General features: G+C 61.0%; 23 protein-coding genes, 1 tRNA gene and 4 pseudogenes. 12 read left to right on the forward strand and 16 right to left on the reverse strand.

Annotated elements, in window-relative coordinates; all coding sequences use genetic code 11:
• Positions 1-9 precede the first annotated feature (9 nt).
• Together LK12_RS11570 and LK12_RS25300 are read left to right on the forward strand one after the other, a co-directional pair.
• Positions 10-85 (forward strand) — tRNA-Phe (locus LK12_RS11570).
• Between the two features lie 161 nt (positions 86-246).
• A pseudogene (locus LK12_RS25300) lies at positions 247-489 on the forward strand (Arm DNA-binding domain-containing protein); the annotation flags it as partial.
• A gap of 97 nt (positions 490-586) precedes the next feature.
• Here the strand turns inward: LK12_RS25300 and LK12_RS24215 are convergent.
• Positions 587-724: pseudogene (locus LK12_RS24215) on the reverse strand (IS3 family transposase); the annotation flags it as partial.
• An 88-nt stretch (positions 725-812) separates the two neighbouring features.
• Here LK12_RS24215 and LK12_RS11575 point away from each other — a divergent pair.
• Positions 813-998 carry a TauD/TfdA family dioxygenase gene (locus tag LK12_RS11575; RefSeq protein WP_039283657.1) on the forward strand — a complete coding sequence of 62 codons (186 nt, stop codon included), beginning with the start codon at positions 813-815 and terminating at the stop codon, positions 996-998.
• 249 nt (positions 999-1,247) lie between these two features.
• On the opposite strand, the gene LK12_RS11580 is transcribed toward LK12_RS11575, so the two are convergent.
• The 3 genes from LK12_RS11580 to LK12_RS11590 all read right to left on the reverse strand — a co-directional run bounded on the left by LK12_RS11580 (position 1,248) and on the right by LK12_RS11590 (position 6,084).
• The gene (locus LK12_RS11580; protein ID WP_039283660.1) at positions 1,248-3,593 is read right to left on the reverse strand and encodes a TonB-dependent receptor; all 2,346 of its coding nucleotides are present in this window, start codon (positions 3,591-3,593) and stop codon (positions 1,248-1,250) included.
• 147 nt (positions 3,594-3,740) lie between these two features.
• On the reverse strand, positions 3,741-5,009 hold the full coding sequence (locus tag LK12_RS11585; RefSeq protein ID WP_039283663.1) for an MFS transporter: 1,269 nt from the start codon (positions 5,007-5,009) through the stop codon (positions 3,741-3,743).
• 139 nt (positions 5,010-5,148) lie between these two features.
• Complete coding sequence (locus LK12_RS11590; RefSeq protein ID WP_039283667.1) at positions 5,149-6,084, reverse strand: TauD/TfdA dioxygenase family protein; 936 nt, start codon at positions 6,082-6,084, stop codon at positions 5,149-5,151.
• A gap of 86 nt (positions 6,085-6,170) precedes the next feature.
• Between LK12_RS11590 and LK12_RS11595 the strand changes: the two genes are divergently transcribed.
• Entirely contained in the window at positions 6,171-6,878 is a 708-nt protein-coding gene (locus LK12_RS11595; RefSeq protein ID WP_039283670.1) for an IclR family transcriptional regulator, read from the forward strand.
• A 109-nt stretch (positions 6,879-6,987) separates the two neighbouring features.
• A pseudogene (locus tag LK12_RS11600) lies at positions 6,988-7,830 on the forward strand (ABC transporter permease); the annotation flags it as partial.
• A 171-nt stretch (positions 7,831-8,001) separates the two neighbouring features.
• Here LK12_RS11600 and LK12_RS11605 read toward each other — a convergent pair.
• From LK12_RS11605 to LK12_RS11615, 3 genes are all read right to left on the reverse strand, one after another.
• Positions 8,002-11,160 carry an autotransporter outer membrane beta-barrel domain-containing protein gene (locus tag LK12_RS11605; RefSeq protein ID WP_082010466.1) on the reverse strand — a complete coding sequence of 1,053 codons (3,159 nt, stop codon included), beginning with the start codon at positions 11,158-11,160 and terminating at the stop codon, positions 8,002-8,004.
• Positions 11,161-11,227: 67 nt separating this feature from the next.
• Positions 11,228-12,142: an intradiol ring-cleavage dioxygenase gene (locus LK12_RS11610; protein ID WP_039283672.1), complete on the reverse strand. Its 915-nt coding sequence runs from the start codon at positions 12,140-12,142 to the stop codon at positions 11,228-11,230.
• Between the two features lie 99 nt (positions 12,143-12,241).
• Positions 12,242-13,006, reverse strand: coding sequence for a response regulator (locus LK12_RS11615; protein WP_039283675.1), 765 nt, complete (start codon positions 13,004-13,006; stop codon positions 12,242-12,244).
• 1,875 nt (positions 13,007-14,881) lie between these two features.
• Between LK12_RS11615 and LK12_RS25160 the strand changes: the two genes are divergently transcribed.
• Positions 14,882-15,826 (forward strand): ATP-binding protein, encoded by a 945-nt coding sequence (locus LK12_RS25160; protein WP_231568328.1) that lies wholly within the window; start codon positions 14,882-14,884, stop codon positions 15,824-15,826.
• Positions 15,823-16,749, forward strand: a complete 927-nt coding sequence (locus LK12_RS11625) for an autotransporter domain-containing protein (RefSeq protein WP_039283680.1) — start codon at positions 15,823-15,825, stop codon at positions 16,747-16,749. Before LK12_RS25160 ends, LK12_RS11625 begins: the two co-directional genes overlap by 4 nt.
• A gap of 376 nt (positions 16,750-17,125) precedes the next feature.
• Here LK12_RS11625 and LK12_RS25165 read toward each other — a convergent pair whose 3' ends face one another.
• Both LK12_RS25165 and LK12_RS25170 read right to left on the reverse strand, forming a co-directional pair.
• Entirely contained in the window at positions 17,126-17,473 is a 348-nt protein-coding gene (locus LK12_RS25165) for an OST-HTH/LOTUS domain-containing protein (RefSeq protein ID WP_231568329.1), read from the reverse strand.
• Between the two features lie 98 nt (positions 17,474-17,571).
• Positions 17,572-17,883 carry an NYN domain-containing protein gene (locus tag LK12_RS25170; RefSeq protein ID WP_231568357.1) on the reverse strand — a complete coding sequence of 104 codons (312 nt, stop codon included), beginning with the start codon at positions 17,881-17,883 and terminating at the stop codon, positions 17,572-17,574.
• A 580-nt stretch (positions 17,884-18,463) separates the two neighbouring features.
• Between LK12_RS25170 and LK12_RS11635 the strand changes: the two genes are divergently transcribed.
• A complete protein-coding gene (locus LK12_RS11635; RefSeq protein ID WP_039283683.1) occupies positions 18,464-18,910 on the forward strand; it encodes a DUF3429 domain-containing protein in 447 nt (148 codons plus the stop codon).
• Here the strand turns inward: LK12_RS11635 and LK12_RS11640 are convergent.
• The 3 genes and pseudogenes from LK12_RS11640 to folE form a co-directional block, all read right to left on the reverse strand.
• On the reverse strand, positions 18,903-19,703 hold the full coding sequence (locus tag LK12_RS11640; protein ID WP_052223346.1) for an NAD(P)/FAD-dependent oxidoreductase: 801 nt from the start codon (positions 19,701-19,703) through the stop codon (positions 18,903-18,905). The two genes, LK12_RS11635 and LK12_RS11640, sit on opposite strands and share 8 nt — an antisense overlap.
• Before the next feature lie 3 nt (positions 19,704-19,706).
• Positions 19,707-19,868: pseudogene (locus LK12_RS25365) on the reverse strand (FAD-dependent oxidoreductase); the annotation flags it as partial.
• Positions 19,869-19,885: 17 nt separating this feature from the next.
• Positions 19,886-20,500 carry a GTP cyclohydrolase I FolE gene (gene folE / locus LK12_RS11645; RefSeq protein WP_039283689.1) on the reverse strand — a complete coding sequence of 205 codons (615 nt, stop codon included), beginning with the start codon at positions 20,498-20,500 and terminating at the stop codon, positions 19,886-19,888.
• A gap of 159 nt (positions 20,501-20,659) precedes the next feature.
• Here folE and LK12_RS11650 point away from each other — a divergent pair, with 159 nt between their 5' ends.
• From LK12_RS11650 to LK12_RS11660, 3 genes are all read left to right on the forward strand, one after another.
• Positions 20,660-21,238, forward strand: coding sequence for a PAS domain-containing protein (locus tag LK12_RS11650; protein WP_039283692.1), 579 nt, complete (start codon positions 20,660-20,662; stop codon positions 21,236-21,238).
• A gap of 113 nt (positions 21,239-21,351) precedes the next feature.
• Positions 21,352-21,864, forward strand: coding sequence for a GNAT family N-acetyltransferase (locus tag LK12_RS11655; protein ID WP_039283694.1), 513 nt, complete (start codon positions 21,352-21,354; stop codon positions 21,862-21,864).
• 182 nt (positions 21,865-22,046) lie between these two features.
• Entirely contained in the window at positions 22,047-22,370 is a 324-nt protein-coding gene (locus tag LK12_RS11660) for a PilZ domain-containing protein (protein ID WP_269430663.1), read from the forward strand.
• A gap of 63 nt (positions 22,371-22,433) precedes the next feature.
• Here LK12_RS11660 and lpdA read toward each other — a convergent pair whose 3' ends face one another.
• From lpdA to LK12_RS11680, 4 genes are read right to left on the reverse strand one after another with little or no spacing between them, the layout of a single operon-like run.
• A complete protein-coding gene (lpdA, locus tag LK12_RS11665; RefSeq protein ID WP_039283696.1) occupies positions 22,434-23,849 on the reverse strand; it encodes a dihydrolipoyl dehydrogenase in 1,416 nt (471 codons plus the stop codon).
• A 4-nt stretch (positions 23,850-23,853) separates the two neighbouring features.
• On the reverse strand, positions 23,854-24,249 hold the full coding sequence (locus LK12_RS11670; protein ID WP_039283698.1) for an acyl-CoA thioesterase: 396 nt from the start codon (positions 24,247-24,249) through the stop codon (positions 23,854-23,856).
• A complete protein-coding gene (locus tag LK12_RS11675; RefSeq protein ID WP_039283700.1) occupies positions 24,246-24,641 on the reverse strand; it encodes an acyl-CoA thioesterase in 396 nt (131 codons plus the stop codon). Before LK12_RS11675 ends, LK12_RS11670 begins: the two co-directional genes overlap by 4 nt.
• 1 nt (position 24,642) lies before the next feature.
• Positions 24,643-25,980 carry a pyruvate dehydrogenase complex dihydrolipoamide acetyltransferase gene (locus LK12_RS11680; RefSeq protein WP_039283703.1) on the reverse strand — a complete coding sequence of 446 codons (1,338 nt, stop codon included), beginning with the start codon at positions 25,978-25,980 and terminating at the stop codon, positions 24,643-24,645.
• Positions 25,981-26,144: 164 nt separating this feature from the next.
• Between LK12_RS11680 and LK12_RS11685 the strand changes: the two genes are divergently transcribed.
• Positions 26,145-26,603 carry a universal stress protein gene (locus tag LK12_RS11685; protein WP_039283707.1) on the forward strand — a complete coding sequence of 153 codons (459 nt, stop codon included), beginning with the start codon at positions 26,145-26,147 and terminating at the stop codon, positions 26,601-26,603.
• Positions 26,604-26,628: the final 25 nt, after the last annotated feature.

The raw sequence follows: 26,628 nt of genomic DNA on the forward strand, positions 1-26,628 counted from the left end.
CGAGGCGACGCCCGGGTAGCTCAGTTGGTAGAGCATGCGACTGAAAATCGCAGTGTCGGTGGTTCGATCCCGCCCCCGGGCACCATCGCCCTTTCCGCGATGGCCCATGGACGTCCAAAAAGCCGCTAATTTCCAAGGGTTTTGACGGTATCTATTCCGTCCAAATTCACCCCCATCCGTTGGAAACCACGGCATTTGACGGTACATTGACGGTATCAGATCGCACACAGCGGAGCAGATACCGTCATGCTCACCGATGCAGCCATTCGCAGGATCAAGCCTGACGAGAAACCTTTCAAGGTCAGCGACATGCACGGCCTGTACCTTCTCGTTCAGCCGAACGGCGGAGGGTACTGGCGCCTGGACTACCGTCACGAGGGCAAGCGAGGTACCGTCGCTCTCGGCGTATATCCTGAGGTTTCGTTGAAGGAGGCGCGGGAGAAGCGGGAAAATGCCCGTCGCATGCTCGAAAAGGGCGTGAACCCGTCCAGCTACAAGAAGCTCACACGCGGCGTTGCTGACATCTCTGCCGGTGACACATTCAAAGTCGTCGCCGAAGAGTGGCTTCACAGGATCGAAGCCGAAGGCCGCGCAATCCGTCCAGCACGATGCGGATCTTGTCTTCGGCCGAGAAATGTTGCCGCGTCTGTCGGCGGATGTCCTTCACCACAACTTCGGCAGAGGCCTTGGTCGGCGATTTTCGCAAGGAGGGTTTGGGCGTCATCTGCGTTCCTTCGTCACTACGACGAAGCCCAAACCCTCCTTGAATCTCAACACCTAATCTGTGCCATGGGCGCTGACGCCGGACAGTATTGTGGTGCGACAGCAAGGTCTGCGCGATCGAGCACATCGGCCAGCGCGAGCGGGTCTACAGCCACAAATGGCAGGCAGGCGATCGGGTCATGTACGACAACCGCGCCACCGTCCATCGCGGCCGCCGCTTCGACCATTCCGAACACCGCGAGATGCGGCGGGTGGAGACGGTGGACGATTCCTGATCGCTCGGCTCGGCACCGAACCAGAACATCGTCTAAGCTCACACCTACAAATGGTATGTGCCGCCGGGCGAGGTAGGCAGTCTTCACTGCTGCTCCTGCCCGGCGGCACACCGATAACCTGCTCTTCCGTAACCCTTGGTCTCATCTCCTCCGTCCTCAACTCAGGCCGGATTCCGATCAAGCTTGGAAGAAGAGCAGGAGCTGACGCCGATTTATGTTATATTTGGTGCGTCAGCAGAATGGGCCCAATCACCTCTCCCCGAATTTGACACCGACGGTCAGGCCGTAAGTGCGCGGCTCGCCCATCGGCGCATACGTGCCCCAGGATCCCGTGCCGTTGTAATGGAGGCGATAACGAGAGTCGGTCAAGTTGTTGACCCATGCCCGAAGGTAATAGGAGTCGGAAGGGTCGGTCCAGGTGACCGAGGTGTTGAGCAGGACGTAGTCGCCCTGGCGGAAGCGTTGCTCATTGGCGCGATCTTCATATTCCGTGCCGATCAGCAAGGGACCCCAGACCGAAGGATTGGTGACAACGTAGCTGTCCGTGTACTTCAGGTTCGCCGCGAAACGGAAACCGCCGTCTCCCACGGGAATGAGATAGTCCATGCCCACATTGGCGGTGAAGTCGGGCGCACGCGACATTTGCTGGCCCGACAAATCCTGAACCTGGCTGACGTTCAGGAATGTCTTGAGCGGATCGGAGCTCGAATTGATACCGACCTGCGTCGGGTCCACGCCTACCGTGCTGAAAGTGAAGTCATCGCCGTAGCGGGCGTGCAACCATGTCGCGCCGGCGCGGAGGTGCAGGTTCTCCAGGACTTCCACATCGAAACTGCCTTCGATGCCATAGACCTCGGCACTCGGGGCATTGGTGATGGTTACGATCGGCGTACCCGTCCCGGGAATGGTCGTCGTCGAACTCACCTGCAGGTTCTTGTAGTCGTAATAGAAACCGGCCACTTCGAATCGGAAGCGGTTTTGCGCCGTTTTGAAACCGACTTCATAGGCGTCGATCGTCTCCTGATCTGCGGGGAGCCAGGGCGTTCCCGGGCTCGGTTGCCTGTTGTTGAAAGCGCCGCTGCGGAAGCCCTTCGAATAGGACGCGTAGATATTCGTCTGCGGCATGATTTCGTAACGAATTGATGCTCTCGGCGTGAACTTGCTGAAGTTTGCGCTGGCACTGGCGTAGGGCAGGTCGAATACGGAAAGAATGCTCGGCTGTTCACCCGAAACACTCTGGTCTTCCTCGCTGTACCGTCCGCCGACGTTGATCGTCAGGCGATCCGTAAGTTTGTATGTAGCATCGGCATAGAGCGCCCAGGCTTCCTTCTCCTCGTCGTAGAAGGTCGTCCAGAGCCCGGTGTACGCGCTCAGCGGCAACGGGTTGTCGGGATCGTAGACCGTGCTGCCGATCCCGAAGTTCGCGTATGGGATCGAAGGATCGATGAACTTCACCTTCTGCTTGTAGTAGGTTCCGCCCAAGGCCAGCGTCAGCCTGTCCACCGCGTCTATCGTATAGTCGACCGCCTGCTGGAAAATCCGCCAGCGCTGCCTGCTCGTGCTCCAGCTGTTAGGAACGTACGAACCGTCGAAATCGAATTCGGTATAGCCCTTGAACTGTGTGTACCCGCTGATCGAGCGCAGTTTGCCCAGTCCCGTATCCAGTTCCATCTTGAGCAGCCCTTCATGGGTCTCGCTGTCGTTGGAGATTTCGAAGTCATAGGCGACCGTGCCGAACTTTGTGGCCCGGTATTCACCGCCCGGCAGCACGTTGTACGTCGGCACGACGTTCTCATACGGAGAGAAGATAAGGCCGCGGGGATCGTCGAGGTGCATGTAGTTGTACCCCAGCGTCACCTTGAAGTTGTGCGATGGAGTAATAACGATCTTGGCGCGCACCGTGTCCTGTTCCAGACCGGGCCCGCGGCCATCGGTCTCTCCCGGAACAGAGCGGCTGGCCAGCTTGTGGTAGCCGTCGGACCGGCGATGGTACCCGGACACGCTGATGCCGATCATGTCATTGATCGGGCCCGCCACGTATCCGCCAATTCGCTTGTCGTCGAACCGGGCGTAAGTGGCCTCGGCCTTGGCGGCCCAGCTTTGCGTTGGAGAAATCGTCTCCATCAGAATGACGCCGCCCGTGGCATTACGGCCGTATAGCGTACCCTGCGGCCCTTTCAGAACCTGCACACTCTGCACGTCGACAAGGTCCACGTTAAGAGCCTGGGCGATAGGCTGGTAAAGATCATCCACATAGAGAGTCACGTTGTTTTCGAACGTGCCGTTGATGATGGTTGTAACGCCGCGCACGGCCGGCTGGGCAAAACCGCCGCCCTGACCAAGCTGGACGCCTGTCGTGACATTCTGAAGGTCGCGCACCGAGATAATGCCAGATGCAGCCAGCGTTTCCTGGTTTACGACCGTGACTGTCATCGGGACATCTTCAAGTGCTTCAGCGCGGCGTTGCGCCGTTACGATGATGACATCACGATCCACCGCCGGCGCATTCTGGGCTTCCTGCGCCAGCGCCGGTGCCTCCAGGAACGGCGCCGTGAGCGCGGTGACACCCAGCAGAGCCGCACGCCGGACTGTCAAATACGAGGAGCGACACCCTTCCGAGCGCGAAAAATGATCAACTTTCAAGACTAACCTCCCTGCGTAGACTTATATTAAATGAAATACATAAATTCACTTTAATAAATAAAGATATAAATCTATTTCAAATTACGTCTTTTACTATTACTATTTTTGTATTTTATATTTACCTGGTGCATCAAAGTCTGGATACGAACCAAGTGTGAGAAACAGTATTCCCGAAATGAGAGCGAGCGGCACGACAGCCCAAAGGAGCGGCAAATAGCTGCCCGTCACATCGAAGGCGTGATTTGCGATAACGGGGCCGACACCACCGGCCAGAGCGACCAGTCCGGCCACCGTGCCATAGACGAGCCCGAACCTGCGCAATCCGAAGTGTCGCCCGACCAGATACGCAGCGCCGTCGAATTCAACACCTATCGCAAAACCCAGCAGCGCTACGGCTGCGACAGCAACGTCTACCGCGCCGGGATAAGCGATCAGGAGAAGGGCCGAGATGGCCGGGGTAGCGGTCATGATGCCGACCACCCGCCCGGCATTGAGACGGTCTATCAGGAAGCCGCCCGTCAGCTTGCCAGCGACACCCGAAAGCCCCGCGATGCCGGCTATCCATGCGGCCGTGGTGCGGTCTATCCCGTCTTGTGAGAAGATGGGAACCAGGTTGACCGTCATGGCGACGCTGCACATGGAAATGACGGACGCAGCCATCGCGACCTTCACGAACTTCAAAGACAACAAAGCTGTCCGCCCGTCGAGCCCCACCGGCGTCGTAGGCGCGCTTGCCGGCTGCCGCATCCGCGCACCGATGCGCGCCTGGTCATGCGCACCGTAGAAGAAGAAAAAGACGAGCGGCAGCACGACCACGAACCAGATCGCGCCGGTCAGGACATAGGCGAGACGCCAACCGAATTCATCTATGAGATGGTTCGTGAGGACCGGCGTTATCGTCGACCCGAGGCTTGCGCCGCAAAGGGCGACAGCCAGGGCAAAGCCCCTCCCCTTCGCAAAGACGCTGGAAACCGCTGCAATCCAGACCGTGGGCTTCACGAAGGGATGAGCGAGGGCGACGAGGAACCACAGCCCCCACCAGCTCCAGATGCTCGCACCGGATTGGGAAAGGAGGGCGATGGTCGCACACAGTGCGATCACGCCAGGTATCGCGATGCGCCGCGCGCCAAACCGGTCGATCGCGTGCCCCATGAAAGGTGCCGCAATGCTGCCGATCACGGCCACTATCGTGGGGCCGGACGTTATTTGCGCACGAGTCCAGCCAAACTCCTGCTCTAGCGGCTGGATCATCAGGCCGGTCGAATAGACATAGACGGTCAACAACCCGATGCCGAACAGGCTCGACAACACGACTGGCCAGTGATCTCGCCATTCCGCTGCCGCCTGACTGTCGACTTTGCCGTGCATGCCCTCCCTCTCGGCCTTGCGACCTCTGGTTGTCCCCGAAGCCCTCAATCACGACGATCCGATTGAGTTGGCCCGAATGCTGCCCCTCGCCGCATCGGCGCTGCCCCCATGACGCCGAGGCAATGGCATCCCGCTCTGTTCAGACGGTTTCAGATTCTCTGGTTTCCTGCTCCCACCGCCCCAGGCCGTAGTCTCCCTTGATAGTCGTGCGATGGACTTCGCGCGGCTCCTCCGGATTGCTCCCCGTCGCGGTATGCAGGACGCGCAGATTGTCCCAGACGACCATGTCGCCCTCTTCCCACTCGTGGAAATAAGGCTTCATCGCCCTTTCCGCTTCATCCCACACTTCGGCGAGCCGCTCGAATGCCGCGTCGCTGCGGTCGCCTTCCAGTCCACGGCAGCCATAGCCGCACATGTGGAACACCTTCTCGCCGGTGGGCCTTTCCCATACCGCCGGATGCACAGCACAGCGCGCGTTTTCGTTGTCCGCGCTCATCGAACTCGCATGGTTCTTCACGAGGCGGAAGTTTTGCGGCAGGCCGAAGCGCTGACGATCGTAACGCAGATCCAGGTTATACAGAACGTTGAGACTCTCAGCCGCCTCTCGCATCTCTGGGGACATGTCATTGTAGATCTGGATGCCGTCGGCAAAAGCCGTGCGTCCGCCGTCCTTGGCGATCTTGATGGACCGCAGCACGGCCGCATACATCAATTCATCATTATAGGCATGATCGAAATGCCAGGGTTGCCAGGTAACGAGCGGCTTGCCGTCGATTTCGACGATACCGGACCCCGGACCTACCGCGATGACGATGACACCAGGCAGGTTGTCACGATCGGCACGATCGACCGACTTTACGGGGTGCTCCTTCAGCGGGCCGAAGACTTCGCTGAGCCTGACCTGCATTTCGCTGGTCTGCTCGAGGCCCTTGAAGACGATCACGCCCCTGTCTTCGAGCAGATGCTTGAGGTTCGAGCGCACGCACGCGTCTTCAAGCGCACTGCGCGTCAGGCCTGTCACCTTCGCGCCGAATTCCAGATCGTCGCGCAGATCGCTTATTCCAAGCAAAGCCATCGCCTCTCCCACGATGCAACTTCCAGTTGACTTACCGATCACATAGTGATCTTTTATGATTTCTATGTGATCATATAGTGAGACCCATGGCTGTCAAGAGAAACCAGAGTCTGCTGCGCGCCTTGCGGACGATCGATGCGATATCGGAACAACAGCCAATCGGGGTCAGCGCGCTTGCGCAACTGCTGGGCGACGACCGTAGCGCGATGCAGCGAACCGTCCTCACGCTGTCCGACGCGGGGTGGATCCGCCTTGCGCCCGGCACCCCGAAGAAATGGGAGCTGACTCCCCATCTCTTCTCGATTGCGAACCTGGCGCGAAGCGGCGATGCGTTGCGCCGCAAAGCCAGAACCGTTTTGAACAGGCTTTGCGAGGAAACGGGCGAAACGGCTTTCCTGGCGATCCCCGACCATCAGCGCTTGGTCGTCGTCGACGTCGTCGAAAGCAAACACATGCTACGAATGGCACCAAGGATCGGCGTACCTGTAACGCCGGACAGGAGTTCGGCCGGGCGCGCGGTCCTGGCGTTTCTCGATGACGAACAGCGGGCCGAGATGCTCGGGCGTCCACCCAGTGCCGAAGAACTCCAGGATTATGCCGAAACCCGACGCCGCGGATTTGCAATGAGCATCGAGGAAGTGATGAAAGGCTCTGCCAATGCGGCGGCGCCGATCCTCGACAGCAAGGGGATCGCGGTTGCGGCAATCGGCATATCCGGTCCCACCGACCGTCTGAATGAGGCAAAGCTCATGCAAATCGGGCAAACGGTGCGAAAGCTTGCGGACCTGATCTGAAGTCCGCCCCCTTCGCAATTCGGGAGGGGGAACCTACGCGCCGATCCGGAAAGTACCGAGATGCGTTGGGGGCCACGGCTCCTCCGCGATGCCGACCGGGCGCCTCTACTACGGCACCACGAATGCCTATTTCAAAGTCCAGCCGTGGCCGCTGGAATCCGGTCGGACATTCACACCAGCCGAGGAAAACGCGGGCAAGGCCGTCTGCATCATCGGCTCGACCGTGAAGAAGAACCTGTTTCGCGGTACCGATGCGCTGGACAAACGCTTTCGCATTGGCGGAATCAGCTGCGATGTGATCGGCACCCTCACAACGCGCGGACAGGCCGGCTTCGGGGGCGATCAGGACGATGTGGTCATCATGCCCATCAAGACGGTCCAGCGCCGTTTCACCGGTTCCACCGACATTCGCATGATCCTTGTCGGTGTCGATGAGAACTATTCCACCGTACAGGTGCAGACCTCGCTCACGAGCCTGCTGCGCGAGCGGCGGCATATCTCCGGCGACAAGGAAGACGATTTCAACATCTTCGATACCAAGCAGATTTCCGACACGCTGACAGGAACGACCACACTCCTGACCCAGATCGTGGCCGAAGTTGCCGCCATCAATCTGGTCGCCGGCGGCATCGGCATAATGAACATCATGCTCGTGTCGGTCACGGAGCGGACACGCGAAATCGGCATCCGGCTTGCCATCGGCGCGGTCGCCCTCATGCAGTTTCTGGTGGAGGCGGTAGTGCTGTCCTGTCTGGGCGGCATCATCGGCCTGGTGCTGGCGCAGCTCGTCATCGCTGCGGCTACCCCGCTGATGCAGGTTCCGTGGACTTTCGACCCTCAGATCAATCTGTTCGCCTTCCTCATATCCGCCGCCATCGGCGTGATCTTCGGCTACTTTCCCGCCCGACGGGCCGCAAATCTCAACCCGATCGACGCCTTGCGGCACGAATGACGGCAGGCTTGCAGGAACCGACGCTCCCACCACTTTGACGGCCTTACGACGGGAACGCGCGAGGACAGGCGTCCGGCATCTGCTGGATCAGGAGAATCAGGGACCTGAACATGTTTGCACCCGGCAGACCGCGTCTGCCGGGTGCATCAAGTCACCAACAATGTTCGGCGATCAGAACGCGACGCTCAGCCCTGCCGAGACAGAGACGCTGGTGCTGTCTGCCGCATGTTCGACGCGGCCACCGATCTTCCAGGTAAAGTCGTAGCCACCGGCAAGAATGCTCGCCTCGCCAATCCATGCCCCTTTCAGGCTGTCGGGCGTAATCGTGAACATGTCACTGGCGTCGTAATCGTCACCGCCGTTGAAATAGGCCGACGTGCGCCCGAGGCTTCCGGCCAGGACTTCGCGGCGGCCGGCTTCCAGCTGGAAGGTCAGCGGACGCCAATCGGGCGATACCGGCCCGAGCGAATAGGCGGCGGTGATGCTTGGCGTCGCGGTCAAGGACTTGCTTGTCCGGCCTGCGACGGTCAGGGCAATGGCATCGCTGTCGGCAGTCTCCGAATAACCATTTTCCTTCAACCACATCTGTTCCAGTTCCAGCTTGGGCTTGAGGCTGAAGCGGCGGCTAGGCTGGTAGCGGTATGACGCGCCTGCCAGTCCGGAAACCAACCAGCCCGACCACGATCCATCGGCATCGTAGGTGAAATCGGTATCGTCGATCGTGCCGGTGAAGGTTCTCGTCGAGTCCACCGAGATATGCGCGCCACCAAGGCGGGCCCAGGCCATCAGCGGTCCCTTGTCGGTACGCCAGAACAGGCCGAAATCATGCTGGGTGAGATCGAGCTTTCCGGTACCGCCGTTGTTCGTGACCTTGCTTTGCAGCCATGCATAGGAAAGGCCGAAATAGCCGAGGCCGGTGCGACGCTCGACACCGCCGGACAGGCCCCATCCGCTAACCTTGTAGGCAGCAGTATCGCCCGCATCGCGCTTGGTGCGCCAATAGATCGGTTCCAGCCAGCCACCCACGTCGGAAACGTCGAAGCGGCTCGTGTCGTCGCTGATGTGACGTGCCGCCAGCCGGTCTGCCCGGGTCACGGCATCGAAAACGCCGCCGGCGTGATCCGGCAGCAGCCCGCTTACTTGCGACTGCAACGTGTCGGTATCCTCCACCTGAAGCAGGCTTTCAGTCACATACTCATCGTTTTCGGCCGTAGCGTAGACCGCATCCCAGGCCGATGCTGCCGAGCTGGTCAGACCAAGGTCCTCGGCACTCTTGCGCCCGATGGTCAGATAGACACTGTCCGTATCGCTGCTGACTGTGCCGTCGTAGATGAATGGCAGGTCAAGCGAGGATGCCAGCGAGCCTTCCAGCGTGAGGTTGTCTGACGTGAGGACCGTATATGTGCCTTCCGCAGTAGCAAGATCACTCACCGTTGCGGTAATGCTCGCGCCGTCTTCGAAGGTGGCGCTGGCAACCTGATAGGTCGAGCTGTCATCGCCTTCGATGTAGACGCCCAGCGTCCCTTCCGATGTGACGTAGAGATCACCGAAACTGACGGTCGAGGTATCGCCGGGCGTAAGCGTGCCGCCATTTACGGTAACCGTCAGGTTGTCGGCATTGTCGAAGTCGCCGGAATAGACGGCGGAATCGGCCAGGGTGAGGCTTGCGGATTCTCCCGCGAAGTCCATTGTGCCTGCAAAGCTGGACGTTCCCGCCATCGTCGCCTTAGCGGTCCCGCTTCCGAAATAGACGTCACCTGTATAGGCTATGTTGCCTGAAAGACTGAGCACATCGTCGCCTTCGGCAAACCAGGTATCGCCGACGATCGCACCCGAAGACGCATCGATGGTATCATCTCCCGACCCCAGCAGGATATCCCCGGTGATCTTGGTGTAGATGGTCGGATCTTCGTCCACCTCGTAGTCCTCGAGATACTCGGCGCTGGTCTCTGCATCGTCGTCGTTGAGGTACTGGACGATGGTGACGCCCGAAGTGTTGGACGTAAGATCAAAAGCGACGCGCGTGTCGGTGCTCGACCCGCTGGCGGTGATGAAGCCCGTGTTCTCGATCGTCCTCAGCGTACCGGAAAGGTCCTGGATCGCCGTCGTGTAGCCCTCGCCCGGCGAGCTTATGGTCGCCGCAATCGTACCGCTGTTGTAGAGGTAGTCTACAGTGCTGCCTTCGTTGATAAGCAGTGCGGTCGCAGATGAGTCATAGGTCGTAGCGCGCACGGTGCCGGTCACGCCGATACCGTCGGTCAGCGTGACGTTGCCGCCCTGCCCGCCAATCACAAGCCCGTATGCGTCGGTGTTGCTGTAATAGGCGTTCCCGGCGACCGATCCATCGATCGCAATCGAAAAGTCTCCGGCGTTGCCGGTCACGGTTCCGATGGTGATATCGCTGGTTCCACCTACCTGCAGCGCAGGGCCGTTGCCGTAGGACGTGATCGAGCCGGTGCCTTCGTCACTGTCATCGACACCGTCGCCATCCTCGTCGTCATCATCATCGTCACGGTCGACCGGAGGAGCAGCCACGTAGATACCGCCTACCACATTGCCGGTCACCGACACGGCCGGCGTGCCTTCACGCAGCGCCGCTCGCGAGAGATAGACCGTATCGCTATCGTCGTTGGTGTAGGATGCCGCCTGGGCCACGGTTCCCTGAATAGTCACGGTACCCGATACATCGCCTGCCACAGAGACACCCGTCGCGCCTTCGCCGACGACGCTGACCGTACCTTCGACAGTCAGATCTCCATCGATCGCCTGAGTCGAAATGCCGGTCGAATAGTCACCGATCACCTTGATCGTGCCCGTGCTGGTCACGGTTCCGGTGTAGGTTCCGTCGAGCACGATACCACCGGAATTGACCCCTTCGACCTTGATGGAGCCTTCGTTCAGAATCGTACCCGAGGCATCGCCGTCGACGTGGATGCCGTAACGGTTGCTCGCCTCGGCAATCGCACCATCGGCGATGGAGTTATCGTCATCATCTTCTGCGACGTAGTCCTCCAGAATATAGATCGTAGCATCCTCCCCCACGGTGATCGTGGCGTCGGTGCCCGAATTCACTTCGATGCCGGTGGCAGCGACCGCATCGTCGAGTTCGATGGCGCCTTCGACGTCCACCGTGGCGTCGCTATCGACGGTAATCGCGGAGCCACTGGCAAGAGATAAAGTACCATCTTCGGTAATCGTGACGTCACCGGCACTCGACGTCACCAGAGGCGTCGTGGAATCGGCAGACACGGTGGTGTCGGCCAGAACGGGTGCCGCCGTGAGCGCGAAAACGAGCGCACCCATGCTGGATGTGGCATGCAGGGATTTCATGAAGGATCTCTTCTGAACAGGGGGAAACAGGGAATTCGGGGAAGGAGGCGCAGCACGTCCGAAGGTGTCAGACCTCGATGCCGATCAGAGCGCTGGCCGAATAGCCAGCCGAGAGACTGCCGCTCATCGTCGGTGTCATCTGCGCTATTTCGGCTGAAGTGTTGTCGCCAAAGACGTTGTCGGACGAAATCGATACGGCGTTGTAGTTGGCAATGCTGGCCGTGTAGCGGGTGTCGCCGGTGAAGACGGCCGTGTTCGTCGCGGCCGGCATGGCGAGCTGCGAGATGAGGTCGGCAGTCCGACCGGTGCTGGCCGACGTGAGGCCATCGAGGAAAATCTCGAAGTGAATATGCGGCCAGCGCCCGGAATAGCAGGCGGGATAGATGGTAGTAAAAGTCACCTTGCCGTCGCTGTCCGTCACCTGGACGCCGCGCAGATAGCTTTCGGTCGTGACCCCGCTGGAATAGAGCGAATATCGGCCGTCGGCGTCGCAATGCCAGATATAGATCGCCGCACCCTCAATCGCCGAACAGCTGTTATTCACGTCGACAAGCTGCAACTCGATCGTGAGCTCCACGCCATCCGCAGTGGTAGTCGAACCGATGAAACTGGAACGGATATCCGAACGTACGACGCCGCTGGTAATCAGGACGTTCGACGTGGAGCCGCTCGAAGAATTCGTGCCGTCCGCGGGATAGGGGCCGTTGGTTTCAGTGGGATCGGCGACACAACTGCTCGAAGTCGAACCTCCCGATGACGATGAACTGGACGAGCTGGTGCTCGTGCTTGTCGGCGTGGGGGTAGGCGTAGCCGTCGTCGTGGTTGTAGTTGTGCCATCCGAAGATTCGTCACCTCCGCCACAGGCGCTGACCGCAACGACGGTTCCTGCACTCGCCAGAAACGCCAGAGCGCGACGACGCGCTACAAGTTCGCGGCTCATAGCTCGCAGATCGTGACTAAGCCCGTGGTCGTGCGCTTCCATGTGCAAACCCTTCTTTCGATACGGGGCGGCAGGCATGCCGCCGTCTCGGGCGAAGAAGTGGTTCGTCGCGATTGCCTGTGAATTTCAGGAGAATTGCAGTTAAGTTGCCGACTGGGTCGCCGTTACCGCGGGGACAAAGAGATAGCCCTCGTTGCGGACCGTCCGAATGATGTCCTGCCCGCCTTCACCCTCGGCGAGTTTCCGGCGAAGCCTTGAGAGCTGCACATCGATCGCCCTGTCATAGTGTTCGCTGTCTTCTCCGCGCGACCAGTCGAGCAATTGATCGCGCGTCAGCACACGCCGGGGATGCTCGGCAAATGCGCGCAGCAATCGGAATTCGCCGTCCGACAGGGTAATCAGTTGATTGGCCGGATCGAACAGCAACCGCAGACCGATATCCATGCGCCAGCCCGCGAAATGCAGCGCATCACCGGAGTCCAGCTCCTGGCTGGCGACATCGACAGGTTGCGGACCATCGTCATTCACCGCCGTTGGAGTTGCGCGGCGACGCAGAACCGTGCGGATACGCGCAAGCAATTCGCGCGGATTGCACGGCTTGGCAAGGTAATCGTCCGCCCCCATTTCCAGGCCGACAATCCGATCGACGTCGCTACCCACGGCAGACAGCATGATCACCGGTGGTGCGTCCGCGCCCAGTTGGCGCAGTGCCGTCAGCCCGTCCTCACGCGGCATCATGACATCGAGAACGATAAGATCGAAATGCTCGCGCCCCATCATCGCGCGCATTTCCAGCGGATCTGCAGCAACCGCGGTTGCATATCCATGCTTGACGAGAAAATCGCTGATCAGCGAGCGAATGCCCTCGTCGTCATCTACAATGAGGATGCGGGTCTGAAGGTCCATTGGGCGTGGTTCTAGAAACATCCTTATCCAATAGAAACCCCATATACCGCCCGCATTTCAAACCCTGCCCCGGCTGGCCGAGGCTTTGAAATCAACGTGCAAAATCCCTGAAATTCGGCGGCAAACTGTGAGACGCACTTTCTGGGTCATGGAAAGTCGAACCCGCTTGGAAATGTCTCGTGCGGCTCGCTTGGCGAAACACCTGGCACCATGCCTCCCCCGTATCGCGAAGTCGGTATCGTTCGAAACGTTTCAAGCCACCGTCCGCAACGCCGCCGCCATGGCGTCGGGCGGTACCGGGACCGTCTGCCAGGCAGGATTTGTAGTCGCACCCGCCCTGCCTGGTGACGGTCCCGGATTTTCGAGAAATGGCTTCATCACCAACGCAAAGCGCAAGGAGGTCGCCACCTCCTCATGGCCTCCTGACCGTTCGCTATGCGAGCATACCGGATATTCGTCATCGACACGCCCTGCTCGTGATCTAGCTTTGCAGAAACATTCGCCCCGCCGGGGCATCCGAGGTGACCGTTCCCGCTTGCCGGACTTCATTCCGGCAGTGGGAACACGGAGCGGGAACAGGAGGGACGTGTCCCTCTCTCCTGTCCCCGCTCCGTTAACTTCAGGCAAGACAGAGACATTCTGCGACAATCGTCCTGCTCGATATTTCGATGGATTGGTGGCAATCCGAGCACCATGACCTTGCCTGGCACTCCCCGCCGATTGGGCCCCCCTCTGGCGATGCAGATGATCGCCATACTGGTATGCGCCCTGCTCGCCGCCCAGTTCGTGACACTGGCGCTTACCGTCCTGTTGCCGCCCAGCCCCACGGCGCGCTGGGATATGGACGAAGTGGCTGCAGCATTGAAGTCGACGGATTTGCCGGACCGCCTTGAACGGCGTGAAATGAAAGGCCCGCCGGATGTAAGCGGACAGGGCTGGCTGGTATCGGAATCCTCGCGCAGGGCCCTTGCCGACCGCCTCGGGCGCCCCTCCGACGAAGTGGTCCTGGCGTTCTATACGCAGCTTCCGGTCGGCGGTGTCGCCGTTCCGACGAACAATCATTCGCCGCTGGCGGTCAGTTCTCCCTCATCTTTCAATCCAACGTCACTGCTGTTCGATACGGCACACGCTCAGTCGATTCCCGGCGGCCCGCCCCCCGGTGGCCCGTCCGGCCCCGGCGGCATGCCGGGTGGAAGCTTCCCCGGCGGCATGCCTCCCGGCGGTTCGGTTCCGCGTGCGCCCGGAACCCCGGGCGGCGGCCTCCCCCGTACGGGCATTCCGGGAGGCGGCCTGCCGCAGGCATCGGGTCCTCGAGCCAGTAACCCCGGTGTGCAGACCCGTCCCGGCCCGGCCCCTGTTTCCCCGGCGCCCGGCACTGCTAGTGCACCTGCGGGAAGCCAGCCGGCCGGCAATCAGCCTGGAAGCGCCCCCCCAACGGCCAATCCAGCAACGCCCGGCGCCGGCCCTGTCGGCGGTGCCCCGGCAAATGCCGCGGGGCCGCGCGGCGCCCCTGCGGGAGGACTACCGGGCGGCGGTGCTCCGGCGGCTAGCCTGCCCTCCATCGGCAGCATTTTCACCGTACCCGAGACAATTTCTGGGCGTCTCCCGGTAGTGCCGAAGCCTCGTGAAAGCAGGTCTTCTTCGGCAGCCCCGGCAACTACCGCGTCTCAAGTTCCAACCGCCTCTGCCCCTGTTGCAATAGCGGCAGACAACGCCCTTACCCCGACACTCTCCATATCGTCCGCTGCAGGTGCAAGCCGGCCTGCAACACTAGCACTTGAGCCCGCGTCTGGTGAGCCTCAACCCGTTCCATTCAGACGCACGCGAGACACTGTCTTCGACCTTGCCTCTCCGCCGTTTATCGAGGGCGACTTCGTGGCAGCGGCGCGTCAGAGCGATGGCACCTGGTTGGCCGTGGCACCGCGCGCAGAACCTTTCCCGAATGCCTGGCAGAAGCGGGTAATTCTATGGTTTGCCCTGTCGCTGGCCGTCGTCAGTCCGCTTGCATGGCTCTTTGCTCGCCGCATCGTGCATCCGCTCAGGGACTTCGCAATGGCTGCGGAGCAATTGGGACGCGATCCTTCAGCAACGATCATCCCGCTTTCCGGCCCCGCCGAAATCGGCAGAGCCGCCAACGCTTTCAACCAGATGCGCAACCGGTTGCGCGCCTTCGTCGACGACCGCACCGCCATGGTGGGGGCGATCAGCCACGATTTGCGAACACCGCTCACACGGCTGCGCTTTCGCATAGAGGACGTGGCCGACGATCAGCGCGACGGTCTCCTGAAGGAAGTCGGCGAAATGGAAGCAATGATCAGTCAGGTCATCGCGTTCATACGCGACGCCTCGACGCCGGGCCCACGCCAGCGTATCGACTTTGCCGAGCTAGTGCGCGGCAGCGTAGCCGATGCGAAACTTGTCGGCGCGGATGTCGAAATTGAGCGCAATGCCCATGTCCCGGTCGACGTCGATCCGGTCGGCATTCGCCGGATTATGGGCAATTTGCTTGAGAATGCAGTTAAATACGGCGCGCGCGCACGCGTGCGGGTGTTCTTGGAGAATGGCGAAGCGGTAGCCGAAGTCGTCGATGCTGGTCCCGGCATACCCGAGGATGAATTCGATCGGGCTTTCGAGCCATTCTATCGAAGCGACACAGCTCGCAAGTCCGGTCAGAGCGGTAGTGGGCTAGGCCTTGCAGTTTGCCGCTCGATTGCGCGCGCTCACGGTGGTGATGTCTCATTCGCGCATGCAAAAGACGGCTTTCTTGCCCGCGTGACCATGCCCGCAGCGTTCACTGCGAAACTGCACCGGGCGGCATGAACATGCTTGTTCGCGCGACTATGCTGGCCACAGCTGCACTGGCAGCGCCCTTCCCGTCCAATGCACAAGATGCCGAAACAGACGGTACCGCAGCAGACACCGCCTCGCATGCAACCGACGCCCGGCAAACCGATGAGGCACCGCACTGGACAATCGCGACATCAACCGGGATCAGTAATCGTGACAATGGTCCGAACGGTTCGTGGCAGGCGATTTCGCTAACTCGGCAAATTGGGCAACTTTACGTGCGTGGTACAGTGATGCGCTACCACGGTACATTGCAGCAGGCCGATACCGCTCTGCCCTCCGATTATCTGATCGGAACGATTGCCGCCGGCGGCAACTTCGAAGGCTGGGTTACGGATGCGTGGATCAGCTACGGTCGTCAAGACTATGGCGACATCAGCACTTCACAAGGAAATCGCCCCAGCACAGGGGCGACTGGAAGCCCCTACTTCGCGATAGGTGGAGACTTCGGAAAGATCATTCCGCTGGGTTCAGGCTGGTATCTGACGCCAACCGTCAACGCGAGCTACGCGAAAGGCAGACTTTTGCGACCAGCTCCCACGGGCACAGGTCTCACTGACCTGGAGACCGAAGAGCCGACCTGGTCAGCCAGCACTGCTGTCCGGCTCGATCACGCGTTTGGCGGTAACAAGCAAAACTATGGCGGCATTTCCCTATCCCGCAATTGGTCGAGTAACGCCTTGTCGACTGTAGTCCTGCCACAACTTTCAGAGGGGTTCGCTGAACCTGATAGCCTCGAGAGCAGACACTACGCCGATGCCTGGTTCGAAATCACCGCTACTGCAAACATGGCTATGACCAATTGCACCTATATTGACCTCTTTGCATCTCGTTCCTTCAATCAGATTTCTGGCAACACGACATCTGCAGGCATCACGGTTCGCGTTAACATCTGACACCGGACGATTGACACGTGCAGAACTGACTCCAGATCGGCAACGGCCTGCTCGTCGATCCTGGTGAATGTCAGCCGTCTGTCCCGGGTAGCGGTCATAGCGTAGGTTCCGGCATAATTACCGGTCAGTGATCGGGAGGCTCGCCAGGTTCCTCGAAAGCGCCGCCTTGCCAATGACAAAGTCTGTTTCGCCGAGGTTCGAGCCAAAAAGAGACTTTCCCGCTCACGCCAATTTTGTGACATTGCCGGCCTCGGCACACGGCGATCAGTAGGTCCGTTTTCGGGGGCACGAAAAGTCATCGCGAGCGTCCCGCAATAGTCGAGAGCCGACGTACTGTGCACGAGGGACCCCATCACAGCCAGATGGGACGCCAAATTTAGCGGCTCGGTTGCGTTGTCCGCTCCTTGTTGCGCTTGTCAGCGACAAAGCTCTGTCCGTTCTCGATGCGCTCAACTTGGAATAGGCCGGTCGCTTCGAAAAGCGCGGTGAAATTCTTGACGCCGTAATTGCGCGGGTAGATTGGAGCCTGCCTTCGGGCGGCAAGCCCCGCCGCCGCCATGTGAGACCAGCCATCTTCCCGTGCGGTGGCCTCGACTGTCCTGCGCAATATGATGACAAGCTTTGTGTCCTGCGACAGCGCTTTACCCGCCGCCTTCGGGGGAGGCAGTGGGGAACTGTTGCCATTTGATTTTGCTGTGCCCTTGGGCTTCGCGGCCGACGCCAAGGGGCTGCGGCAACGAGTGGGTCTCCTAGTGTATCGAGGTAGAGAAATGCAGTGCATGCGTTCACGAACGGCGAAGGCGTCTTGCGCTCGCCGAAGCCCTAGACCTCATGCCCGTTCGCACGGAGCTGCATCACCAGCGGCGTGAAGTCAGCATCGCTAGAGGCTATACAGAAGGCTTCGAGTTTCTGCGTGTAGAGATGTTCCATGGTGTCGATCACGAGCGCTATGTCGGTGGCATTCTTGCCTGTGGAATAGCTGAACTGCTGCGCTGGTCGGATCGCGAAATCGTGCAGCTTGTCCTTCCAATTCTTCAAGCCCTCGCTTGCCCAATCTCCATAGGCCCGTCGAATGTTGGCCGTCCCGTACTTGGATAGTTCTGCAAGTATCTCCGCGATCTTGCTATGCGGCACATTGTCTGCATCGATAAGCAACGCAATCTTGCGATCCTGAGTGCTGCGGCCCCGATCTTCTTAGCTCGGAAATCGACAGGCATAGGAGGTTGAGACGGAAACCTGACCTTCCGCAGTTAGGCGCCAGAATCAGCGGCTCAACGGCAAAGAAGAGGCGCCCTAATAAGTCGACACCGCCGTCCTGCGGTGGGGATTGGTGACTATCCCGAGTGTTACCCTGAACCTGCCAGTCTCGTCACAGCCAGTTGCGGCCACTCCTCTACCTTGTCACGATGGCGAGGCACAGAAACCGCGCAAGCCCCGGAATCCAATATCTACCATTTCAATTTGACGGTATATTGTACGGTACATTTGTACCGTCCTGATCGATATATTTATTTGTTTTGTTGTTATAATTTGGATTGAGTTGGGCTCCGCCCCGGCACCATTCCCCCTCCTTTGGCCATCCTGGATCCGCGCAGGGCTCATCTTTGCGCTGTCGAACGGGTTTTAGAGGATCTCTTTTTCCCGGATGGGGCGGCCCTCCCATGGCCCAAGGGCCACGTTGCGTGGGCCAGCGTCTGTTCGGTATCTTCGCATCATGACGACTGACGCCCTTCCCCGACCGGTGATCGTCCTCGGACTTTCGGGCATCGTGCCGCAAGCGCTTTGCCTCGGCGGGGCATTGATCTCGTCGGACTGGCATTGGATAGCGCTGGCCGCCGGCTGTTTCTACGCTGCCCTTATATTGTCCTTCCTGGGGGGCATGTGGTGGATGCAGGCGCTCGAACGGAGTGCATTGGACTGGGGCCCCTATATCCTCGCCGTGATCCCCAGCCTTGCCGGTTGGGCCGCCTTGCTGCCGTGGTGTCTGGGATGGATCTGGCCGGCGCCCTCCCTTTTCGTTCTTGCGCTGCTGCTGGCTGCCAGCCCTCTCGTCGACCGAACGCTTGCGCGTCGTTTCGCCGCCTCTCCGGCCTGGCTCGCGCTGCGCTGGCGCATGGCGATGGGCCTTGGTGCCCTTACTCTGGCGCTCGGACTCAGCTGATCGATTCGAGAGGATCTTCTCTCTCGATGCCCAACAACGTTCCGGCGACTGTCTCGGCGAGAGCATTACCCGATAGCCAGGCGCCCTCGATGGTGGGAGCGTGGCACCAGTCTCCGCAAGCGCCGAGCCTCAATGAGGCGTTCCACGGCAGGATCTCTTGCTCACTGCGCGGATGGGCATAACGCCAGCGGTGTGCCTTGAGAAAGGTCGTGGCAGGCAAGGACGCTCCGGTCACGTGGCCGAATGCGGCCAGCAATTGCCCGGAGACGTCGGTCGCCTCGCGTTCGATATTGGTACGCGACCAATGCGGATTGGCCTGAATCACCCAGCATTCGCCGTCGGGACGACCGGGCTTTGTGTTGTTCCGCGCCGCCCAGGCAATGGGCGGGCAGTCACGCAGGAAAGCCGGCTCCCATTCCACGGGCTCCGCGAAAGCCACCATCACGCTCCAGCAAGCAATCGAGCGCACGGCCGCCGCTTCCCGGGCGAGCGCGAGATCATGCAAGGACAGGAGCGCCGCGGCCTGCTCGGCCGGCGCAGCTACGAGGGCTGCATCGAAGGATCCTTCATCGAATCCGTCGCCCGCAACGCGCCAACCCTTCGCGTCGGCATAGAGACGCTGGACTTGCGAAGCAAAGCGAACGTCAAGGCGAAGACTGGAAGCCTCGACAAGCGAAGACATGGCCGGTGTGCCGACAAGGGCACCGGTAGGACCGGACCACCAGCGGGCGAGGAGACCGTCGCGTTTCCAGCGGGCAACGCGGGCGCAGAAGACCGGATCGCGCGCAATCAAGTATGGTGCTCCGATATCCCACGCCTGATCGCCCAGACTAAGGCTCGACAGACGTCCGCCAGGGCGCCTCCCCTTGTCGAAAAGTGTCGTTTTGATCCCCAGGGCTTCCAAGCGTTCGGCGCAGGCGAGCCCCGACACTCCTGCCCCAACAATTGCTGCCCGCATCGTTGCGCGAACCTCTGTCAGTTGGCGTTCATCAGCGACAGGACTTCCTTGCGGCTGCTGGGATCCTCACGGAAGCAGCCGAGAAGCTTGCTGGTGACCATGTCGACACCATGCGTCCGCACGCCGCGACCGGTCATGCAGCCATGCGTGGCTTTCACAACCACGGCCACACCGAGCGGATCGAGGTTGTCCCAGATGCACTGGGCAATCTCGGCGGTGAGTCGTTCCTGTATCTGAAGGCGCCGGGCATAACCGTGCAGGACCCGGGCGAGCTTCGATATCCCGACTACGCGATCGGTCGGCAGATAGGCAATCGAGGCGGTGCCGACGATCGGCGCCAGATGATGTTCGCAATGCGAATGGAAGGGAATGTCGCGTAGCAGGACCACTTCGTCATAGCCCGAAACCTCCTCGAAAGTTCGCTTGAGGTGAACGGCCGGATCCTCTTCATACCCGGCACAATATTCGCGCCACGCGCGCCCCACCCGTGAAGGCGTGTCCAGCAGACCCTCGCGCCCGGGATCATCGCCCGCCCAGCGCAGAAGCGTGCGAACCGCTTCCTGCACCTCCGCTGGAACAGGCGCCTCGTCGGTTTCGCGGCAAGCCACGACGTGACCGTGCATGACGTTCATATGTATCCCCTGGCCTGGCTGGCTGTAGTGTCGATCGCCGGGGAGTGAGGAAGGGAGGTTTCAGTGGACCAGCGATCGACAAGACACTAGCTAGCCTTCGACCGTTGGCTTTGCGATATGGCCAAACGGGAAGGTTCGAGAGGCCAATTGCTTGTGGAGATGACCCCGGAAGACTTGATCGCGAGCAGCAATGTTGCCGCAGTAATCAGTGATCCGCGCCGGGCCGATAACCCGATCGTGGCCTGCAATGAGGCTTTCGTCCGGCTAACGGGGTATGCGCGCGAGGAGATACTGGGCCGCAATTGCCGCTTCCTGCGCGGTGAGCGCACCGAGCCGGAACAGACGCTCATGCTGCGCCAAGCCATCGCGGAAACGAGACCGACGATGGTCGAGCTCATCAACTACCGGAAGGACGGCACGCCTTTCCGCAATGCCGTGATGATTGCGCCGTTGTTCGACGATGATGGCGAGCTTCGCTATTTTCTCGGGTCCCAGATGGCCATCGAGGATGACGGGACCAGCAGGCATGAAGTGGCTCGCGAGCAGGTGAACGCCTTGAGCAGGCGCCAGCGCCAGATTCTCGAAGGTCTCGCCAAAGGTCATCTCAACAAGCAGATAGCCTACGACCTCGGGCTCACCGAACGCACCATCAAGATGCACAAGGCGGCCCTCTTGCGGGCCCTCGACGTGCGCACGCTGGCAGAGGCCATCCGGATCGCCATCGAGGCGGGCTACTGAGAGGCAGACAGGCGCAACCGGCACCGAAATTGACGAGGCCTGATCTCGATCAAGGTGTCCTGCCGGATCCGGTATTAGGGACCGACCATTCCTCTCACCGGAGTTCTCTTCCCATGTCTGTTGACACCCTGACGCTTGCCACGCGGTCCGGCATCGATATCGACGTGCGTCCCGCCACCGAAGCCGACGAACCGGCACTCGCCGCATTCTTCGACCGGGTCTCGGACGACGACCGCCGCTTCCGGTTTTTGGCGGCGGCCGATCATGTGTCTCACGAACAGTTGCAGCCGCTGGTCCATACCGATCATTTCCGCACGGAATCATGGCTCGGCTTCAATACCGCCAGCGGCCAGTTGGTGGCCTCGGGATTGCTCGCCTGCGATGGGCCCCTCGATACCTGCGAAGTTGCGATTTCCGTGCGCCGCGATCACCGCGGCAAGGGGATCGGATGGGCCATGCTGGACTTCCTGGCCAGGCAGGCCGAATCCCGTGGCTGCAGGCGAGTCATTTCCATCGAGAGCCGCGACAATCATGCAGCGATCGACCTCGAACGCGAAAAGGGCTTCACGCCCGAGCCGTTCGAAGGTGATCCGACCCTCGTCGTGCTTTCCAAATCCTTTCGGTGATCTGGGCAGAATTGCAGGCCGTCCCGGCAAGGTTCCGCTAGCTTCGGGCAAGGCGGCGGGCCGGCGTTACCGCGTTGATATGAATTGAGTTATCCACCGATTCCCGGTGTAAAACCGGTTGTCGCTAACGGGATGGTAACGGCCCGAAGGCAAATGCGTCTTCGAGGAAGACGGAGACTGGCTTGTACCACCAACGGATCACCCCACCTGCGGGCAACCGACCCCAGCGAACGGAACGGGTCGGCGTGGTTCTGCTGTGCGAAGTTCGCCAGGGCACGCGTCCCTGGAAAATGGCACGGCTGGAAGACATGTCGCCGGGCGGTTTCCGGATTGCGTGGCTTCCCGATGCGCGGCCCGAACTCCCGCTGCGCATCCGCATTCCCCGCATGCAATTGCTGACCGCGCATATCCGCTGGATGCGGGATAATGCCGTCGGCTGCGAGTTTGCCGTCCCGCTCCACCAGGCTGTGTTCGAACACATCGTCGCTGCCGCCGGCACCGACTAACCGCCCACGAGAAAGGGCGCGCCATCGGGCACGCCCTTTCCGGAAACAGTCCGGCACCGAACGTCAGATGTGGATCGCGCGCCCGTAAGCGGCGAGCACCGATTCGTGCATCGATTCCGAGATGGTAGGATGCGGGAACACCGTATTCATCAACTCCGCCTCGGTCGTCTCGAGCGTCTTGCCCACGACATAACCCTGGATCATCTCGGTCACTTCCGCGCCGACCATGTGAGCACCCAGCAATTCGCCGGTCTTGGCGTCGAACACGGTCTTCACAAAGCCTTCCGGCTCGCCCAGCGCAATCGCCTTGCCGTTGCCGATGAACGGGAAGGTGCCGACCTTGAGCTCGTAGCCGGCTTCCTTGGCCTTGGCCTCGGTCATGCCGACCGACGCGATCTGCGGGTGGCAGTAGGTGCAGCCCGGGATGTTGTTGCGGTCGAGCGGGTGCGGATGGACGTCCTTGTTGCCCAGCTCCTGCGCGATAGCCTCGGCCGCGGTGACGCCTTCGTGGCTCGCCTTGTGCGCCAGCCAGGGGCCTTCGACACAGTCGCCGATGGCCCAGACGCCCGGCACGTTGGTGCGGCCATAACCATCGACCTTGATGTGAAAACGCTTGTCGGGCTCGATGTTGAGATCTTCGAGGCCGATGTTTTCCACGTTCGGGACGATGCCGATGGCAACGATGACGTGGCTGAACTCGGCGGTCTCTTCCTTGCCGTCCTTGTCCTTGATCGTGACCTTGACCGCCTTGTCGCTCTTCTCGATTGCGCCGACGTTGGCCTTGGTCTTGATCGTCATGCCCTGCTTCTTGAGCTGCTTCTCAAGGAACGCGGAGACGTCGGCATCTTCCACGGGAACGATGCGGTCCATCATTTCGACCACGGTCACGTCCGCGCCCATGTCGTTGTAGAAGCTGGCGAACTCGATGCCGATCGCGCCCGATCCGATGACCAGCAACTTGCTGGGCATTTCCTTGGGCGTCATCGCGTGGCGATAGGTCCAGATGCGCTCGCCGTCGGCCTTCGCCTTGGGCAGATCGCGCGCACGGGCGCCGGTGGCGATGATGATGTGCTTGGCCTCGAGCGTCTCGGTGCCCTTCTCTCCGGTCACTTCGAGCTTCCCCGGCGCGGTGAGCTTGCCGGTACCCATGTGGACCGTGATCTTGTTCTTCTTCATCAGCCCGGTGACGCCGCGGTTGAGTTGGTCGGCCACGCCGCGCGACCGCTTTACGACCGCGTCGAGGTCGGCGGTGATGTTCTCGGCCGCAAGGCCATAGTCCTTGGCATGCTTCATCTGGTGCATCACTTCGCCCGAGCGCAGCAGTGCCTTCGTGGGAATGCAGCCCCAGTTGAGGCAGATGCCACCGAGCCGTTCGCGCTCGACGATCGCGGTCTTGAGGCCAAGCTGCGCGCAGCGGATCGCCGAAACGTATCCGCCGGGCCCGGAACCGAGAATGATGACGTCGTAGGTATCTGCCACTTGCTTAATTCTCCTGTTCGATAGCGCCCGGATCGATCGGACGGGGCAGGCCCGCCTCATCGATGGCGACAAAGGTGAAGACCGCTTCGGTAACCTTCACCCGTTCTTCTTCATGGCGGTGGCGGCGCCAGGCCTCGATGCCGATGGTCATCGAGGTGCGTCCCACCTTTCGCAAATCGCCGTAGACGGTGACTTCGTCCCCGACCTTCACCGGCTTGTGAAACTGCATGCCGTCCATCGCGATGGTCACCGCCCGTCCATGCGCACGGCGGGCCGCGATCAGGCCCGCGCCCATGTCCATCAGGCTGACCAGCCACCCGCCAAAGATGTCGCCATAGGCGTTGGCATCGGCGGGCATGGCCGTGATGCGGATGACCGGCTCGCGATAAGCTTCGCTCATACAATGGTCTCGTTCAGCGCTTCGGCGATTGCCTTGGGCCTGTCGTTCTGGTCGAGAACGACGAACGTAAACTCCCCGCTGGCGACTTCCGTCCTGGCTTCGCTTGCCCGCGACCGGCCGATCCCGCGCGTGGAAACCGTGATCGACGTTCGCCCGGTCCGCTCGATGCGGGCATAGACATTGAGTTCATCGCCCACGACCATCACACCGGGAAAGGCAAAGTCCGTCGCCCCGACGACCACGGCCTTGAGGCCGGTGCGCCGGGTGACGAGCGAACTGGCGCCGAGTGCGAGCTGACACATCAGCCAGCCCCCGAACACCCCGCCATAGGGATTGAGGTCGGTCGGCATCGCGGTGACGCGAATGACAAGATCGCCGCCCTCGTCCTCCATCTCAGGCAACCATGCCCAGCGGACTTTCGACGTATTCCTTGAACGCGGCCATCAGGCGCGCACCATCGGCGCCGTCGACGGCGCGGTGATCGAAACTGCCGGTTGCTGTCATCACTGTGGCTACTCCCAGCGACCCGTCTGGCATAACCCAGGGGCGCTTTTCACCTGCCCCTATGGCGAGGATGGTTGCCTGCGGCGGGTTGATGACGGCGGTGAAGTGCTTGATGCCCATCATGCCCATGTTCGAGATCGAGGCGGTGCCGCCCTGGTATTCTTCGGGCTTGAGCTTGCCTTCCTTGGCCCGCTTGCCGAGGTCCTTGGTCGCCGCGGCGATCTGCGAGAAGGTCTTGCCGTTGGCGTCCTGCACGATCGGGGTGATGAGCCCGTTCGGGATCGAGACGGCCACCGACACGTCGGCGCGCTCGTACTTGATCAGTTCGGCACCGGCGAAGCTGACGTTGCACTCGGGCACGTCGATCAGCGCCTTGCCCAGCGCCTTCACCAGCATGTCGTTGACCGAGATCTTCACGCCCTGCTTTTCGAGCGCAGCGTTGAGCTCGGCACGCATCGCCATCAGCTTGTCGAGGCGGATATCCACCGTGAGGTAGATGTGCGGCGCTTCCTGCATCGACTGCGTGAGGCGGCGAGCGATGGTCTTGCGCATGCCCGACAGCTTCTCGACGCTGTGCGGGATGCGCTCGTCGAGCAAGGCACGGGTTTCCGCGGCCATCTCAACCGAAGCCGGCTTGGCCACCGGCGCGGCATCGTTGGCGGGGGCAGGCGCGGCGGCCTTCGGCTTGGCGGTGCCGGGCTGTGCGGCCTCGACGTCCGCCTTGATGATGCGGCCATTGGGGCCCGAACCGGTCAGACTATCGAGATCGACGCCCTTTTCGGCGGCGAGGCGCTTGGCGAGCGGAGATGCAATCACGCGGCCATCCTTTGAAATTGCGGGTTTCGAAGCAGCCGGTGTGGCAGGCGCCGGCGCGGGTTCTGCAGGTTTGGATTCGGAATTTTCGGTTTCGGGTTTCGGCTCGGGCTTCGCCTTTTCGGGCTCGGCTGCGGGAGCCGACATTGCCGCAACGTCCGAAACGTCTTCGTCCTCTTCGGCGAGCAATGCGATGACCGTGCCGACCTTCACGCCCTCGGTTCCTTCGGGAACCGTGATCTTGCCGATCGTGCCTTCGTCGACGGCTTCGAACTCCATCGTCGCCTTGTCGGTCTCGATCTCGGCCATGATGTCGCCGGAGCTGACGCTATCGCCTTCCTTCACTAGCCATTTCGCCAGTTTCCCCTCTTCCATCGTGGGAGAAAGGGCAGGCATCTTGATCTCGATAGCCATGGAAGCGTTGTCGTCCCTTCTGTTCCTTGGGGAGGTATGGGGCTCGTGCTCTCCTTGGACAAGTTGTAGCCCGCACACAAGCGCCTAACGGCGGGAATTCGTAATCACGATGGCTTGCACCGCGAAGGGAATGGCTCGATAAGCCGTGCCGGAGAGGAACACCGATGCGCGTCTATCTGGTCATTGTCGATGAAAGCGACGAAGCGCTCGTGGCGCTGCAGTTCGCCGCGCGCCGAGCCGCGAAGACCAATGGCGTGTTGCACCTGCTGGCACTGGTTCCGCCGCAGGAGTTCAATGCCTTTGCCGGCGTCCAGGCCACGATCGAGGAAGAGGCCCGCGCCCGCGCCGAAACGCTGGTGACGGCGGCGGCCGGCAATCTGCTGTCGCAAGGCGCGAAAATGCCCGTCATCGCCGTGCGCGTCGGGGAAGATATCAAGGTTGTTCGCCAATACCTGAAGGAACACCCGGAAGTGTCCGCGCTGGTGCTCGGCGCGGCGAAGGAAGGTGGTCCCGGTCCGATGGTCGCGCACTTCACCGGGGCCGGCATGGCACACATGACGTGCCCTGTGTTCGTCGTTCCAGGAGACCTGGATCCGACAGCCATCGAGCGCTTGAGCGAATAGCGCGCCCGGCCCCTTGCGCAGGACC

This window comes from Novosphingobium malaysiense, from assembly GCF_000802225.1.
Classification (GTDB): Bacteria; Pseudomonadota; Alphaproteobacteria; order Sphingomonadales; family Sphingomonadaceae; genus Novosphingobium; species Novosphingobium malaysiense.

What these genes read in the sequence shown, in the direction of transcription:
- LK12_RS11585 (WP_039283663.1), bottom strand. Translation starts at nt 5,009, where the DNA reads ATGCACGGCAAAGTCGACAGTCAGGCGGCAGCGGAATGGCGAGATCAC.
- LK12_RS11590 (WP_039283667.1), bottom strand. Translation starts at nt 6,084, where the DNA reads ATGGCTTTGCTTGGAATAAGCGATCTGCGCGACGATCTGGAATTCGGC.
- LK12_RS11595 (WP_039283670.1), top strand. Translation starts at nt 6,171, where the DNA reads ATGGCTGTCAAGAGAAACCAGAGTCTGCTGCGCGCCTTGCGGACGATC.
- LK12_RS11605 (WP_082010466.1), bottom strand. Translation starts at nt 11,160, where the DNA reads ATGAAATCCCTGCATGCCACATCCAGCATGGGTGCGCTCGTTTTCGCG.
- LK12_RS11610 (WP_039283672.1), bottom strand. Translation starts at nt 12,142, where the DNA reads ATGGAAGCGCACGACCACGGGCTTAGTCACGATCTGCGAGCTATGAGC.
- LK12_RS11615 (WP_039283675.1), bottom strand. Translation starts at nt 13,006, where the DNA reads ATGGACCTTCAGACCCGCATCCTCATTGTAGATGACGACGAGGGCATT.
- LK12_RS11625 (WP_039283680.1), top strand. Translation starts at nt 15,823, where the DNA reads ATGAACATGCTTGTTCGCGCGACTATGCTGGCCACAGCTGCACTGGCA.
- LK12_RS11635 (WP_039283683.1), top strand. Translation starts at nt 18,464, where the DNA reads ATGACGACTGACGCCCTTCCCCGACCGGTGATCGTCCTCGGACTTTCG.
- folE (WP_039283689.1), bottom strand. Translation starts at nt 20,500, where the DNA reads ATGAACGTCATGCACGGTCACGTCGTGGCTTGCCGCGAAACCGACGAG.
- LK12_RS11650 (WP_039283692.1), top strand. Translation starts at nt 20,660, where the DNA reads ATGACCCCGGAAGACTTGATCGCGAGCAGCAATGTTGCCGCAGTAATC.
- LK12_RS11655 (WP_039283694.1), top strand. Translation starts at nt 21,352, where the DNA reads ATGTCTGTTGACACCCTGACGCTTGCCACGCGGTCCGGCATCGATATC.
- LK12_RS11670 (WP_039283698.1), bottom strand. Translation starts at nt 24,249, where the DNA reads ATGAGCGAAGCTTATCGCGAGCCGGTCATCCGCATCACGGCCATGCCC.
- LK12_RS11675 (WP_039283700.1), bottom strand. Translation starts at nt 24,641, where the DNA reads ATGGAGGACGAGGGCGGCGATCTTGTCATTCGCGTCACCGCGATGCCG.
- LK12_RS11680 (WP_039283703.1), bottom strand. Translation starts at nt 25,980, where the DNA reads ATGGCTATCGAGATCAAGATGCCTGCCCTTTCTCCCACGATGGAAGAG.
- LK12_RS11685 (WP_039283707.1), top strand. Translation starts at nt 26,145, where the DNA reads ATGCGCGTCTATCTGGTCATTGTCGATGAAAGCGACGAAGCGCTCGTG.